A 13,271-nucleotide genomic window follows, 5' to 3' on the forward strand; every position below is an offset into this window, starting at 1 on the left:
GCCGACGCGGGTGCCGACGCGGGTGCCGACGCGTCAGGCGTCGGGCGCCACGGGCAGGGTGAAGTCCCAGCCCGGCCGCCAGTCGAACGGGGCGTCGACGAGGTCCTCGAGGGGCGTGCCGTCGAGCAGGTGCTGCAGGGCCCAGCGGTTGGCCGAGTGCGACACGAGGACGACCGTCTGCCCGTCGTGGTCGCCGGTGAGGTCGGCGAGGAACGAGCGGGTGCTGTCGACGACGTCGCGGTAGCTCTGGCCCCCGGGGAACGGCTCGTCGATGCACCGCCGCCGCTGCGCGGCCACGTCGGTGACCGGCGCCCCGTTGAGGCGCCCGTAGTCGCACTCGCGCAGGCGGGCGTCGAGGTGCACCGGGATGTCGCTGTCGCCGAAGGCGATCCGTGCGGTCTCGACGGCGCGCGCGAGGTCGGACGCGTAGACCGCGGCGACGCCGGTGCCGCGGCGACGCTGCCCGAGCTCCGCCGCCTGCAGCCGCCCGGCCTCCGACAGGCGCCCGGGCAGCCAGCCCGTGGCGATGCCGTTCTCGTTGTCCTCGGTGGTCGCGTGGGTCTCGTAGACGACGTGGACGCCCATGGCGCTGCCGTCAGCCGCCGGCGGGCGCCGGCCGGACGCCGCACAGCTGGCGCGACTGGGCGACGAGGGCGCCGGTGGAGTCCCAGATCCGCGCGTCCTCCTCCATCATCCCGCCGCCGAGGTTCTCGCTCGAGAGCGCGACGCGCAGCCAGCCCGGCGCCGGGCGGCGGCGCACGTGGCCGGTGAACTCCAGCGTCGGCGTCCAGCCGAAGAGGCCGAGGTCGAACGCGACCGGGGGCAGGGCGTCGAGGGCCAGCAGCAGCAGCGTCGTGTCGGGCTCACGCCCATCGCGCAGCCGCAGCCACCCGCGCATGACGCCCTGCATCGACGGGCGGCCCATGGCCCAGCCGGCCGTGGCCGGGTCGAGGCGCAGGTCGAGCCGCTCGAGGAAGCGCGCGTGCGCGAGGAAGTCCGGGGGCGCCTGGTCGGCACCGACGCACTGCTCGGGCGGGGGCATGTCAGGCGGGTCGGACTGGCGCTGCACCTCGACGTCGTCGAGGTTGCCGAAGGAGGCGATGGCGCGCATCCGCTCGACGGCCTCGCCCTCGGCCGACGGCTGGGCGATGCTGACCTGGCCGGTCGACAGGGCCCGACCGCACCGCATCACCTCGGTGGTGGCGGTGAACGGCCCCGGCTGCGAGGCGGTCATGAAGTAGGCGGACAGCACGACGGGGTCGACGTGCCGGGTGGCCTCGGCGGGGTCGGCGGCCAGGTGCTCGCCGAGGGCCGTCAGGGCCGCGGCCATGACCAGGCCGCCGTTGACGGCGTTGCCGATCATCCAGTCCGCGTGGAAGGTGCCGGTCCGCTGGTCGGCACCGGAGCCGGGCGCCAGACGGATCGCGTCGTCGTACTCGCTCACGCCGTCTGTCTAGCAGACCGTCCGGACGGCGCCGGTCAGCACCGCACGTGCCGTGGACCACAGCGGGACAAAGGGTATGAAACGGGCGTCCGCACGGTCTCCGGCCCACTCGCCCCTCTCCGCACGGACGCAGGTCACCCACCCGACCGACCCGAAGGACGACCCATGGCCCGATCCCTCCTGCGCGGTGGCGGCCTCGCCGCCGCGGCCCTCACGACCCTGGCGCTGACGACGACGGCCCCAGCCGCCTCCGGTTCCACCCCTGAGCGAGCCGCACCACCGGCCTCCGCCCCCGCGTCGCTGGCGGCGTCCGCCGTCGCCGCCGGCACCGACCCGATCCGCGCCACCGCACGCCCGGTGACGGCCGCCGACGTGCGCTACACGTGGCGGTCGGGGTGCCCGGTCGGACCGAGCCGGCTGCGCGTCGTCGAGATGAACTTCCGCGGCTACGACGGCGTGGTGCGCCGCGGCATGCTCATCGTGCGCTGGGACAAGGTCGGCCAGACGGCCGCGATCTTCCGGGCCGCCTACCTCGCCGGCTTCAAGATCCGCCGGATGGACAACCCGAACAAGTGGTACGGCAGCGACACGGAGATGATGAAGGCCGACAACACCTCGGCGTTCAACTGCCGGCGCGTCACCGGCAACAGCTCGCGGATGTCGCCGCACTCCTACGGCACCGCCATCGACGTCAACACGATGCACAACCCGTACAAGGCGGCCAACGGCGTCTGGTACCCGCCGAACGGCACCCGCTGGATCAACCGCAACCTGCGCGACCCCGGGATGATCTGGGGCTCCTCGACGATCACGAAGCAGGTGGTCTCCCGCGGTGGCGTCTGGGGCGGCTACTGGTCCTACAAGGACTACCAGCACTTCGAGCTCGGCTGAGCGCGTGGGCTCCACGGCCCTGTCGGACCTCTCTGGGACGGTGGGGCCATGGAGACCTCGTCGCTGCTCACCGGCCTCGTGCTCGGCCTCGCCGCCGGGGCGCTGCTCGCCTGGCTCGCGGTCCGGTCCGCCCTCGTGTCGCGCACCGCGGCGGCCGAGGCGGCGCGCGACGTCCTGCGCGAACGCGTCGAGGACCTCGAGGCCTCCCGGGCCGAGGACGACGCCACCGCAGCGGTTCTCGCTCCCCTGCGCGAGACCATCGGGCGCGTCGAGCGGCACGTCGGCGTCCTCGAGCGCGACCGCGTCCAGCAGTTCGGCCAGCTCGGCGAGCGCCTCACCGAGGTGAGCCGGTCCACCGAGTCGCTGCGCTCGGAGACCGCGACGCTCGCCAGCGCCCTCAACGCCTCGACCGTCCGCGGGGCGTGGGGCGAGGTGCAGCTGAGGCGAGTCCTCGAGGTGTCGGGGCTGCTCGCCCGGTGCGACTTCGACGAGCAGGTCACCCGCGTCAGCCGGCACGGGGCCACGGTGCGTCCCGACGCCGTCGTCAACCTGCCCGGCGGCCGGCACGTCGTCGTCGACAGCAAGGCCCCGATGGCGCACTTCCTCCAGGCCCACGGCGACACCGTCTCCGACCTCGAGCGGGGCGAGCTGCTCGCCGCCCACGCCACCGCCCTGCGCCGGCACGTCGAGAGCCTCGCGGCCAAGGCGTACTGGACCGCGTTCACCCGCTCCCCCGAGGTCGTCATCTGCTTCGTGCCCGGCGAGGCCATCCTCGCCACGGCCCTCGCCGACGACCCCGGCCTCTACGAGCACGCCCTGACGCGCAGGGTCGTGCTCGCCTCCCCCGGCACCCTCTACGCCGTGCTGCGCACCGTCGGTGCGATCTGGCAGCAGGACGCCCTCGAGCAGAACGCCCGCGAGCTGCTCGCCCTGGGCCAGGACCTCTACGCCCGGCTCGCCACCCTCGGCGGCCACGTCACCGGCATGGGCCAGTCACTGGCCCGGTCGGTCGAGCAGTACAACAAGTTCGTCGGCACGCTCGAGTCGCGGGTGCTCGTCACCGCCCGGCGCATGCACGAGCTGCACCTGGCCACCGAGCGACCCACCGAGCTCGCACCGCTCGAAGCCGCACCACGCTCCCTCAGCGCGGCCGAGCTGACCGGGTCCAGCGAGCCCGCCGACCACCACGGCACCCTCGACCGCCACGCCGGCGCCGACGTCGCCGACGACGCGGACGACGTCGACGACACGGAAGACGTCGAGGACCCCACCGACCCGCTGGGCACCCGCTCCCGGGCCGAGCGCGACGACGCGTTCCTGCGCCACGAGGGCGACGCCGCGGCCGTGCGACGCGCCGACACCGCCTGAGGCACGGCCCCCGCCGGGGGCGTCCCCACCCCCTCGACCGCCGGTTCGAGATGCGCCTGGGCGAAATGTCCGGTATCGGGCGGTAGTGGACTCCCACGCGGGCGCCACGGACAATACGGCGCGTGGGAGTGAGCGCACAGTGACCGGCAACGGGGGGCCGGGACCCGAGGACCGAGCAGCAGGCAGCGGCCGCCGCGTCGGCCCGTACGAGCAGAGCCTCATCGAGGGGCGAGGGCGGGCCGAGGCGGCCCACCGCGACCGCGTGCGCCGGCGACGGCGCCACCAGGTGCTCGGTGCGCTGCTCGCCATCGTCCTGGTGGCGGGGGTCGCCGTCGGCGCCTGGGTGTTCCTCAACCGCCGCGACGTGCCCACCGCCGTGCCGGGTGTGGCCGCCCGCCCCACCTCGTGCGCCGACCCGGCCAAGGTGAAGGTCGCGGTCGCACCCGCCGTCGCCCCCGCCGTGGCGGCGGCCGCGCAGGCCCTGAGCAAGCACTCGGACAGCCCCTGCGCCGCCTACACCTTCGAACCGGCCGAGCCCTTCGCCGTCGCCGGGTCGCTCATCGGCGCCGGCCGCCCGGACGCCTGGATCACCGACTCGAGCGTGTGGTTCGGGCGCGCCGCCTCGATCTCCGGGGTCCAGGCCAGCGCCGACCGGCCGTTCGCGACCAGCGCCGTCGTCGTCGCGATGCCGGACGGCGCGGCGGAGTCCCTCGGCGAGGACCTGACGTGGGGTGCGGTGCTCGGCGGCAAGACGCCGGTGCACGTCCCCGACCCCAACCGCTCGACCGTCGGGCGGCTCGCGCTCGGCGCGGCTGCGGCCTCGATGCCCGACACGGCGCTGCGCTCCGTCGTGTCGCAGGCGGCCCGGGCGGGGACGGGCTCGGTGTCGCTGGACGGCCTCGACGGCAAGAGCCCGGCCGGCGCCGTGACCACCGAGGCCCAGCTGACGACGTGGAACGCCGCGCACACCGACGCACCACTGACGGCCGTCGCGCCGTCGGAGGGCACCGGCGCGGCCGAGTACTCCATCGCGTCGCTGTCGGGCGACGCCGCCACGACCCGTCTCGTCAACGCGCTCGGCGCCTACCTCCACACGGAGGAGGCGCGGAAGATCCTGCGCGACAGCGGGTTCCGCACTCCCGGCGGTGACGACCCCAAGGAGCCGGCGGCCCTGCGCGGGACCATCACGGTCGGCTCGGCCCCGGCCGACGCGTCGGTGGCCAAGGCAGCGACGCTCTGGAACGCGTCCGCCCCGAAGACCCAGGCGCTGCTCGCCGTCGACGTGTCCGGCTCGATGCTCGACCGCACCGAGAGCGGCGCCACCCGCCTCGGCACCGTGCAGCGCGCCACGGTGCGCGCCACGGCCGCGGCGTCGCCGACGACGATCGCCTCGCTGTGGGTCTACTCGCTGCACGTGGGCGACAAGGCCGACGACTACAAGCCCCTCGTCGGCTACGGCAGCCTCGGCGAGGGCAAACGCCTCGCGGCGTTCGACAAGTCGGTGGCCGGCCTCGGCTCCGCCGTCGGCGGCGGCCGCGGCCTCTACGACACGATCGCCGCCACGTACGTGCAAGCCAAGGGGTACTGGCGCCCGGGCTACACCAACTCCGTCGTGCTCGTCACCGGCGGCCCGAACGAGGACGACTTCGGCCTCGACCTGCCCCTGCTCAAGCAGCAGCTCGCGGCGGCCAAGGACCCGGCCCGGCCGGTGCGGCTCGTCGTCGTCGACATCGGCGGCAGGTCGGACGCGAACGCGCTCAAGCAGGTCGTGGCCGTCACCGGCGGCCAGTACGTCGCGACGAACAGCCTCGATGACCTCCAGCCGGCCCTGACGTCCGCGCTCGGCGGCTGACCGGGCCGGGGCGCCGGGCCGGTGGCCGGGCGGGTGGTCGGCCGGACGGCGCGTCAGTGCAGCGAGCCGGCGTCCTCGAACGCGGCGTCGTGTCGCACGGTGCCGGCGTCCTCGCCCTTGCGGGCCTTGAGGTCGCGGCGCAGCTCGTTGGGCAGCGAGAAGAGCAGCGACTCCTCGGCCGCGATGACGGCCTCGACCTCGCCGTAGCCGCGATCGGCGAGCCACGAGAGCACGTCGCGGACGAGCACCTCGGGCACGCTCGCCCCGGAGGTGACCCCGACCGTGCTCACGCCGTCGAGCCACTCCGGCTGGATCTCGTCGGCGTAGTCGACGAGGTGCCCCGCGCGGGCGCCGTGCTCGAGGGCGACCTCGACGAGACGCACCGAGTTCGAGGAGTTGCGCGAGCCGACGACGATCATGAGGTCGGTGTCCTTGGCCATCTGCTTGACGGCCAGCTGGCGGTTCTGGGTGGCGTAGCAGATGTCGTCCGAGGGCGGGCTCTGCAGCGCGGGGAACTTCTCCTTGAGGCGTTTGACGGTCTCCATCGTCTCGTCGACCGACAGCGTGGTCTGGGAGAGCCACACGACCTTCTCGGGGTCGCGGACGGTGACGTTGTCGACGTCGTCGGGGCCGTCGACCAGGGTGATGTGCTCCGGCGCCTCGCCGCTCGTGCCGACGACCTCCTCGTGGCCCTCGTGGCCGATGAGCAGGATGTCGAATTCGTCGCTCGCGAACCGGACCGCCTCGCGGTGCACCTTCGTCACCAGCGGGCACGTGGCGTCGATCGTCTTGAGGCTGCGGGCCTTCGCCTCCTCGTGCACGACCGGGGCGACCCCGTGGGCCGAGAAGATGACGGTGGCGCCCTCGGGCACCTCGTCGGTCTCGTCGACGAAGATCGCGCCGCGCTTCTCGAGGGTCGTGACGACGTGCTTGTTGTGCACGATCTGCTTGCGCACGTAGACCGGCGGGCCGTAGAGCTCGAGGGCCTTCTCGACCGTGACGACGGCCCGGTCGACGCCGGCGCAGTAGCCGCGGGGCGCGGCGAGCAGGACCTTCTTCGTCGACGCCGTGGCGGCGTCGGGCGTGTCGGTGCCGGTGGTCGGGGCGGGCGTCTCGGGGGTGGCGCTCATGCTCCCATCGTACGGGCCGGGCCGCGCCCGACCCGAACGCGTGAGGCCGGCCCCGGAGCGGCGGGCCCGGGCCTGTCGCCCCCACGCCCTATCGTTGCGGCGTGAGCCTGCCGAACCCGCTGCCGGACAAGGCGGCCGACACGACCGCCGAGCAGCCCTGGCCGGTCCGCGTGCTCAGCCTCAAGATCAGCGACTACGTCGACCGGATGAGCCAGCTCTGGGTCGAGGGCCAGGTCGTGCAGTTCAACCCGCGCGGCGGCACGGCGTACCTGACGCTCCGCGACCCCGACGTCGACATGTCGCTGTCGGTGTCGGTGCCGATGAACGCCGTCAACGCCATGGCGGTGCCGCTGGCCCAGGGTGCGCGCGTCGTGCTTCAGGCGAAACCGACGTTCTGGACCAAGCGGGGCACCCTCCAGCTCGACGCGCGGCAGATCCGCCCCGTCGGCATCGGCGACCTCCTCGCCCGGGTCGAGATCCTCAAGCGCACGCTCGCCGCCGAGGGCCTCTTCGACGCCGACCGCAAGCGACCGATCCCCTTCCTGCCGCACCGCGTCGGGCTCATCACCGGCCGCGGCTCGGCGGCCGAGCGCGACGTCGTCGAGAACGCCCGGCGCCGTTGGCCCGCAGTGCGGTTCGAGCTGCGCGAGGTGGCCGTGCAGGGCACCAACGCCGTCACCGAGGTCGTCGCGGCGCTGCGCGAGCTCGACGCACACCCCCACGTCGACGTCATCGTCGTGGCCCGTGGCGGCGGCGCGCTCGAGGAGCTGCTCCCGTTCTCCAACGAGGCGATGGTCCGTGCCGTGGCCGAGGCGCGCACGCCGGTCATCAGCGCGATCGGCCACGAGGTCGACCAGCCGCTGCTCGACCTCGTCGCCGACTGGCGGGCCTCCACCCCCACCGACGCGGGCAAGCGGGTCGTGCCCGACGCCGCCCACGAGCGCGGCACCGTCGAAACCGGCCGCGAGCGCCTGCGCCGGGCCCTGGCCCGACGCCTCGAGCACGAGCGCTCGGGGCTGCGGGCGCTCGTCTCCCGCCCCGTCATGGCCGACCCGGTCGCTCTCGTGCGCCAGCGACGCGTCGAGCTCACGTCCCTGCGGGAGCGGGCCGCGACGCGTCTGGAGGCGCGCCTGCACCGGGCGGCCGACGAGGCCGAGCACCTGCGTCGGCAGGTCGTCGCGCTCTCCCCGCAGTCGACGCTCGAGCGCGGCTACGCCGTCGTGCAGCACCGCGACGGCCGGGTCGTCATGGACCGCGACGACGTCGGCGTCGGCGAGCTGCTGCGCGTGCGGGTCGCCCGCGGCGACTTCGGCGTCCGGCCGGTCAGCACCGGCACCGAGGACGCCCGCGCCTCGGCGCCGCGCACGACGGCGAGGCGGACCACCAGTGCCGGCGCCACGGCGGCCGACCCTGCGACGGCCGCGACGAAGGCCACCGCGAAGAAGGCACCGGCGAAGAAGGCAACCGCGAAGTCCACCGCGAAGAAGGCCATCGCGACGAAGACGGCTGCCGCCAAGACGGCGACGAAGACGGCTGCCGCCAGGACGGCGACGAAGACGGCGAAGAAGTCGGCGACACCGGCACCGGACCCCGACGGCGGCGTCGGTCCGACGCCGTAGGGTGGCCGCCATGGCCGACGCGTCCCCCACCGACAGCACCGACTTCCCCGACATCCCGGGGATGCGCTACGAGGACGCCCGCGAGGAGCTCGTCGGGATCGTGGCGCGGCTCGAGGCCGGCCAGGCGCCGCTCGAGGACTCGATGCACCTGTGGCGCCGGGGCGAGGCCCTGGCCGCGCACTGCGCCACGTGGCTCGACGGCGCGCAGGCCGAGATCGAGCGGGCCACCCGCGGCGGCGAGGCCCCGACCGCCGGCCAGGGCAGCCCGCTGCACGCCGACGACGCCGTCTTCGACGACGAGTCCTGATCCACTCGGCAGGCCCGCCGGCGCGGGTGCATCAGGTGGGGTCAGGACCCCACCGGGCGCACACGCCGCCCGACCTCGACGGGAGAGGACGCGTCCGCGTCAGGGGGTCGCGGCCGGCTGCACCGGGCGCATCGCCGCGACGAACGCCTTGAGCTCGTCCTCCGACGCGTTGCCCGAAGCCACGATCGTCGGCGTCGAGCTGCCGGTGCCGCGCACGACGTAGGCCACCTGGCCGGCGTCCGAGGCGGTGAACCGCTCGAAGCTGCGGCCCGACACCTGGACCGTGCCCGCCGCGTCGCCGTCGTTGACCGACCGGGTCAGCCAGCCGGCGGTCGGGTTGACGGCCTGCTTGAGGCTGATGTCGGCGCCCGCGGGGGTGGTCCACACGGTGGTGAAGGTGCGGACCTTCTCGGTGCCGGGCGCGTACGAGGCGACGGTCGGCACCCACCCGGACCCGAGGCCCTGCGGCAGCTCGACGGCCATCTTGGCCTGGGCCGCCACCTGGCGGGCCTTGTCGAGGGCGTCGACGGCCGGCCGGTCGACGTGGTCGGTGCGCGGCACGATGGCCACGAGCGCGAGGACGAACAGCCCGATGACGAGCATCGAGCGCAGCATGTTGGGCAGCGTGCCCATCGAGTAGCGGCTGCGCGGGGCCGCGGGCTCCTCCACCGGCTGCTGACCCGGCAGGTCGGTCGGCGAGGGGGTGGAGGTGGTGCTCATGATCCCATCGTCCCCGACTCGCGGACGCCGTCCAAACGCGGGTCCGGCCCCCGCTAGGCTGGCGCGGACTCGTTCTGCGCCGACGGAGGACCCGATGAAGCACAGCCAGCCCGATCGCAACCTCGCCCTCGAGCTGGTGAGGGTCACCGAGGCCGCCGCCATGGCCGGTGGCCGATGGGTCGGCCGCGGTGAGAAGAACAAGGCCGACGGCGCGGCCGTCGAGGCGATGCGCGCCATGATCTCGACGGTCAGCATGCGCGGCGTCGTCGTCATCGGCGAGGGCGAGAAGGACAACGCCCCGATGCTCTTCAACGGCGAGCAGGTCGGCGACGGCACCGGACCCGAGGTCGACGTCGCGGTCGACCCCATCGACGGCACGACCCTCACCGCCAAGGGCATGAACAACGCGGTCGCCGTCATGGCCGTGGCCAACCGCGGCGCGATGTACGACCCGTCGGCCGTCTTCTACATGGACAAGCTGGCCACCGGTCCCGAGGCCGCCGACGTCGTCGACATCCGCCTTCCCGTCGCCGAGAACATCCGCCGGATCGCCAAGGCCAAGAAGGAGACTCCCGCCGACGTCACCGTGGTCATGCTCGACCGGCCGCGTCACGAGGGCCTGGCCCAGCAGATCCGCGACACCGGCGCCCGCATCCGCTACATCGTCGACGGCGACGTCGCCGGCGCCGTCATGGCAGCGCGACCCGGCACCGGCGTCGACCTGCTCCTCGGCATCGGCGGCACGCCGGAGGGCATCATCGCCGCCTGCGCGATCAAGTGCACCGGCGGCGTCATCCAGGGCAAGCTGTGGCCCAAGGACGACGACGAGCGCCAGAAGGCCCTCGACGCCGGCCACGACCTCGACCGCGTGCTGTCCACCGACGACCTCGTCGTCGGCGAGTGCTTCTTCGTGGCCACCGGCATCACCGACGGCGAGCTGCTGCGCGGAGTCCGCTACGGCGCCAAGTCGGCCCGGACCAACTCCCTCGTCATGCGCTCGCGCAGCGGCACGATCCGCACCATCGACAGCGAGCACCGCTTCGACCGGCCCGGCTGGTTCGGCAGCGCCGACATGGTCGACGCCTGAGGTGGCCCGCGTGTCCGACACCCGCACGCTGGTCGTCGGCGAGGCCCTCGTCGACGCGGTGACGACCGCGGACGGCGCCACCGCCGAGCACGTCGGCGGCAGCCCCGCCAACGTCGCCTTCGGCCTGGCCGCCCTCGAGCACCCGGTCGACCTGGCCACGTGGATCGGACGCGACGCCCGCGGCGAGCGGATCGCCGCGCACTGCGCCGAGCGCGGCGTCACCCTGACCGAGGGGTCGCGTGACGCCGCCGCCACCTCGCTCGCGCACGCGACGCTCGACGCGTCGGGCGCGGCCACCTACGTCTTCGACCTCGAGTGGCGCCTCGCCCCGGTGCCGAACCTGCCGGCCTACGGCCACGTGCACACCGGCAGCATCGCCGCGGTCCTGGAGCCGGGCGGCACCGAGGTGCGTGCCGTGCTCGAGGCCGCCCGCGCCGCGGGTGCCACGGTCTCCTACGACCCCAACGCCCGACCGACGCTCATGGGCGCCCCGGCCGACGCGCGCCGGGTCATCGAGACCGCCATCGCCCTGGCCGACGTCGTCAAGCTCTCCGACGAGGACGTCGAGTGGCTGTGCCCCGGCGAGTCCCTCGACGACGTCGTGCGCGGCTGGGCCGGGCTCGGGCCGGCCGTCGTCGTCGTGACGCGCGGCGGCGAGGGCGCCCTCGTGCGGGTCAGCGCCACCGGTGAGCAGGCCTCGCTCCCGGCGCCGAGCGTCCCCGTCGTCGACACCGTCGGCGCGGGCGACTCCTTCATGGCCGGCCTCGTGTCGGGGCTGCTCGACGCGGGCCTGCTGGGCGGCGTCGCGGCGCGCGAGCGGCTGCACAGGGCGACGCTCGCCGACGTCGTGCCCTCCGTCGAGCGGGCCCTGCTGACCGGGGCCCTCACCGTGCAGCGGGCCGGAGCGTTCGCACCGACGAGATCCACGCTGCGGTAGGACATTTCGGGCATTCGACAAACGCAGGGTGGTTCAGGCACCATTCTGCGCGAGCCGCCCGGTACCGTTGCTCGGTGGTTCACCCCCGACGCCCCGGCACCGGGGCGTCCTCATGTGAGGAAACCCCGTGTCCAACCCGACCCCTCCACGTCGCCCCGTCGGCCCGTACGAGCAGAGCCTGCTCGAGGGCCGTGCCGCCCGCAAGGCGCTCGAGGCGAAGCTGGCCCGCAGCCGCCGCACCCGGCGGATCGCCGCCGTGCTCGCCCTCGTCCTCGTGGTCGCCGGCGCCGGAGCCGGCGGTTTCATGTGGTGGCAGGGTCGCGACCAGGCGCCCGTCGCCGCGCTGACCGGGACCCCGGGCAAGTCGTGCCCGGAGCGGACGCCGGTCTCGCTGTGGGTGTCCGAGGCGGCGCAGCCGGCCGTCCTCGCCCTCGCCAAGGAGTACCAGGCCGACCCTGACTCGCCGTGCGTCGACTTCGTCGTGCGCGGCAAGACGCCGATCGAGGCGATGATCGGTCTCGGCCAGGGCCAGCCGAACCGCCCCGACGGGTGGATCCCCGACTCCGAGCGCTGGGTCGAGCGCGTCAACGCGTCCGCCAAGATCAACGCCAAGGTCGCCAAGCCCTTCGCCAAGAGCCCGCTCGTCATCGCCATGGACCCGGAGCGCGCCAAGGCGCTCGACGGCCAGCCGAAGTGGCTCGAGCTCGTCGGCTCCGACTCCCCCATCCGGATGAGCGACCCGCGCTCGACGACCGCCGGCATGCTGACGCTCGCCTCGGCTCTGCCGCAGCTGAGCACCGAGCAGGGTCGGGTCGTCATCCCCAAGCTCGCCAAGGGCGCGGCCTCCTCGATCGACGAGCTCTTCTCGACGTACAACGCCAAGCCCGAGGACGCCGCGTCGTTCCCCGTCGCCGAGGCCGACCTCATCGACCACAACCGGCTCTATCCCGACCACCGCATGGTGTCGGTGACGCCGAGCGAGGGCACGCCCGCGTTCGAGTTCTCGCTCATCAACGTGGCCACCGACCCCGTCAAGGCCCAGGCCGTGGAGATGCTCCGCACCTACCTCATGACCCCGGACGCCGCCAAGATCCTCGCGCAATACGGCATCCGCTCGAGCTCGGTGCCGGTGACGATGCCCACGCCCACCGGCAGCGTCGGTGACGTCAAGATCGGCCCGACGCCCGATGCCGCCACGGTGGCGGCCGTCACCGACACGTGGCAGTCGGCCACGACCGACTTCTCGCTCCTGTCGGTGTTCGACGTGTCCGGCTCGATGAACGACAAGGTCGGCAACAGCACGCGCGTCGCCATCACGCAGGAGGCCGCCGGCATCGCCCTGTCGGCCCTGCCGAAGACGACCAAGCTCGGCCTCTGGGTCTTCTCCATCGACAAGGGCGGCAAGGGCCAGGACTGGCGCGAGCTGGCCCCGATCGGCCGCCTCGACGACGACAGCCACCGCGCCCAGGTCGCCACCGCGGTCACCACGCTGTCGAAGAACGTCGGCGGGGGCACGGGCCTCTACGACACGATCTGGGCCGCCTACCAGAAGGCCAAGGCGCAGTACGACCCCGAGCGCGTCAACGCCGTCGTCATCCTCACCGACGGACGCAACGACGACCCGAACGGCATCACGCTCGACCAGCTCAAGGCCAACCTGCGGGGCGCGAGCGACCCGAACAAGCCGATCGCCATCACGACCATCGGCATCGGCCCCGACGTCGACGCCAAGTCGATGGGCGAGATCTCGAAGATGACCTACTCGGACTTCTACTCGGCGCCGACGCCGGCCGACATGACGACCGTGCTCGCGCGGGCGCTGTTCGACCACGACTGCAAGAACGGGCGCTGCGTCTGAGCGCCACCGCAGCACCGACGAGGGCCCCCACCGCCGGCGCGGTGGGGGCCCTCGTCGG

At 73.9% G+C, this 13,271-nt stretch carries 12 protein-coding genes; 8 read left to right on the top strand and 4 right to left on the bottom strand.

Going from position 1 to position 13,271, the window contains the following annotated elements; genetic code table 11:
* Positions 1-33 precede the first annotated feature (33 nt).
* Both BIV28_RS13630 and BIV28_RS13635 read right to left on the bottom strand, forming a co-directional pair.
* On the bottom strand, positions 34-585 hold the full coding sequence (locus BIV28_RS13630) for a histidine phosphatase family protein (RefSeq protein ID WP_076262682.1): 552 nt from the start codon (positions 583-585) through the stop codon (positions 34-36).
* A gap of 10 nt (positions 586-595) precedes the next feature.
* A complete protein-coding gene (locus tag BIV28_RS13635) occupies positions 596-1,444 on the bottom strand; it encodes a thioesterase family protein (protein WP_076262683.1) in 849 nt (282 codons plus the stop codon).
* A gap of 165 nt (positions 1,445-1,609) precedes the next feature.
* On the opposite strand from BIV28_RS13635, the gene BIV28_RS13640 reads away from it, so the two are divergent.
* From BIV28_RS13640 to BIV28_RS13650, 3 genes are all read left to right on the top strand, one after another.
* Positions 1,610-2,335 (top strand): M15 family metallopeptidase, encoded by a 726-nt coding sequence (locus tag BIV28_RS13640; RefSeq protein WP_083707336.1) that lies wholly within the window; start codon positions 1,610-1,612, stop codon positions 2,333-2,335.
* Positions 2,336-2,383: 48 nt separating this feature from the next.
* Positions 2,384-3,703 (top strand): DNA recombination protein RmuC, encoded by a 1,320-nt coding sequence (locus tag BIV28_RS13645; RefSeq protein WP_083707337.1) that lies wholly within the window; start codon positions 2,384-2,386, stop codon positions 3,701-3,703.
* Between the two features lie 139 nt (positions 3,704-3,842).
* Complete coding sequence (locus tag BIV28_RS13650) at positions 3,843-5,555, top strand: substrate-binding domain-containing protein (protein WP_076262685.1); 1,713 nt, start codon at positions 3,843-3,845, stop codon at positions 5,553-5,555.
* A gap of 53 nt (positions 5,556-5,608) precedes the next feature.
* Here BIV28_RS13650 and BIV28_RS13655 read toward each other — a convergent pair whose 3' ends face one another.
* Positions 5,609-6,685 carry a 4-hydroxy-3-methylbut-2-enyl diphosphate reductase gene (locus BIV28_RS13655; protein ID WP_076262686.1) on the bottom strand — a complete coding sequence of 359 codons (1,077 nt, stop codon included), beginning with the start codon at positions 6,683-6,685 and terminating at the stop codon, positions 5,609-5,611.
* Between the two features lie 101 nt (positions 6,686-6,786).
* Between BIV28_RS13655 and xseA the strand changes: the two genes are divergently transcribed.
* Positions 6,787-8,304 carry an exodeoxyribonuclease VII large subunit gene (xseA, locus tag BIV28_RS13660; protein WP_083707338.1) on the top strand — a complete coding sequence of 506 codons (1,518 nt, stop codon included), beginning with the start codon at positions 6,787-6,789 and terminating at the stop codon, positions 8,302-8,304.
* A gap of 10 nt (positions 8,305-8,314) precedes the next feature.
* Positions 8,315-8,611 carry an exodeoxyribonuclease VII small subunit gene (locus BIV28_RS13665; protein ID WP_076262722.1) on the top strand — a complete coding sequence of 99 codons (297 nt, stop codon included), beginning with the start codon at positions 8,315-8,317 and terminating at the stop codon, positions 8,609-8,611.
* Between the two features lie 99 nt (positions 8,612-8,710).
* Here BIV28_RS13665 and BIV28_RS13670 read toward each other — a convergent pair whose 3' ends face one another.
* A complete protein-coding gene (locus tag BIV28_RS13670) occupies positions 8,711-9,331 on the bottom strand; it encodes a DUF4245 domain-containing protein (protein WP_076262688.1) in 621 nt (206 codons plus the stop codon).
* Between the two features lie 94 nt (positions 9,332-9,425).
* Between BIV28_RS13670 and glpX the strand changes: the two genes are divergently transcribed.
* From glpX to BIV28_RS13685, 3 genes are all read left to right on the top strand, one after another.
* Positions 9,426-10,418, top strand: a complete 993-nt coding sequence (gene glpX, locus BIV28_RS13675; protein WP_076262689.1) for a class II fructose-bisphosphatase — start codon at positions 9,426-9,428, stop codon at positions 10,416-10,418.
* 10 nt (positions 10,419-10,428) lie between these two features.
* Positions 10,429-11,355, top strand: a complete 927-nt coding sequence (locus BIV28_RS13680; protein ID WP_076262724.1) for a carbohydrate kinase family protein — start codon at positions 10,429-10,431, stop codon at positions 11,353-11,355.
* Between the two features lie 127 nt (positions 11,356-11,482).
* Positions 11,483-13,213, top strand: coding sequence for a substrate-binding and VWA domain-containing protein (locus BIV28_RS13685; protein ID WP_076262691.1), 1,731 nt, complete (start codon positions 11,483-11,485; stop codon positions 13,211-13,213).
* The last annotated feature ends 58 nt before the right edge of the window (positions 13,214-13,271 follow it).

The sequence above is a fragment of the Intrasporangium flavum genome, from assembly GCF_001956915.1.
Taxonomy (GTDB): Bacteria; Actinomycetota; Actinomycetes; order Actinomycetales; family Dermatophilaceae; genus Monashia; species Monashia flava.

Bases quoted from the DNA above. Each gene is read 5' to 3' on its own strand.
- BIV28_RS13645 (WP_083707337.1), top strand. From the start codon at position 2,384: ATGGAGACCTCGTCGCTGCTCACCGGCCTCGTGCTCGGCCTCGCCGCC.
- BIV28_RS13665 (WP_076262722.1), top strand. From the start codon at position 8,315: ATGGCCGACGCGTCCCCCACCGACAGCACCGACTTCCCCGACATCCCG.
- BIV28_RS13630 (WP_076262682.1), bottom strand. From the start codon at position 585: ATGGGCGTCCACGTCGTCTACGAGACCCACGCGACCACCGAGGACAAC.
- BIV28_RS13640 (WP_083707336.1), top strand. From the start codon at position 1,610: ATGGCCCGATCCCTCCTGCGCGGTGGCGGCCTCGCCGCCGCGGCCCTC.
- BIV28_RS13670 (WP_076262688.1), bottom strand. From the start codon at position 9,331: ATGAGCACCACCTCCACCCCCTCGCCGACCGACCTGCCGGGTCAGCAG.
- glpX (WP_076262689.1), top strand. From the start codon at position 9,426: ATGAAGCACAGCCAGCCCGATCGCAACCTCGCCCTCGAGCTGGTGAGG.
- BIV28_RS13655 (WP_076262686.1), bottom strand. From the start codon at position 6,685: ATGAGCGCCACCCCCGAGACGCCCGCCCCGACCACCGGCACCGACACG.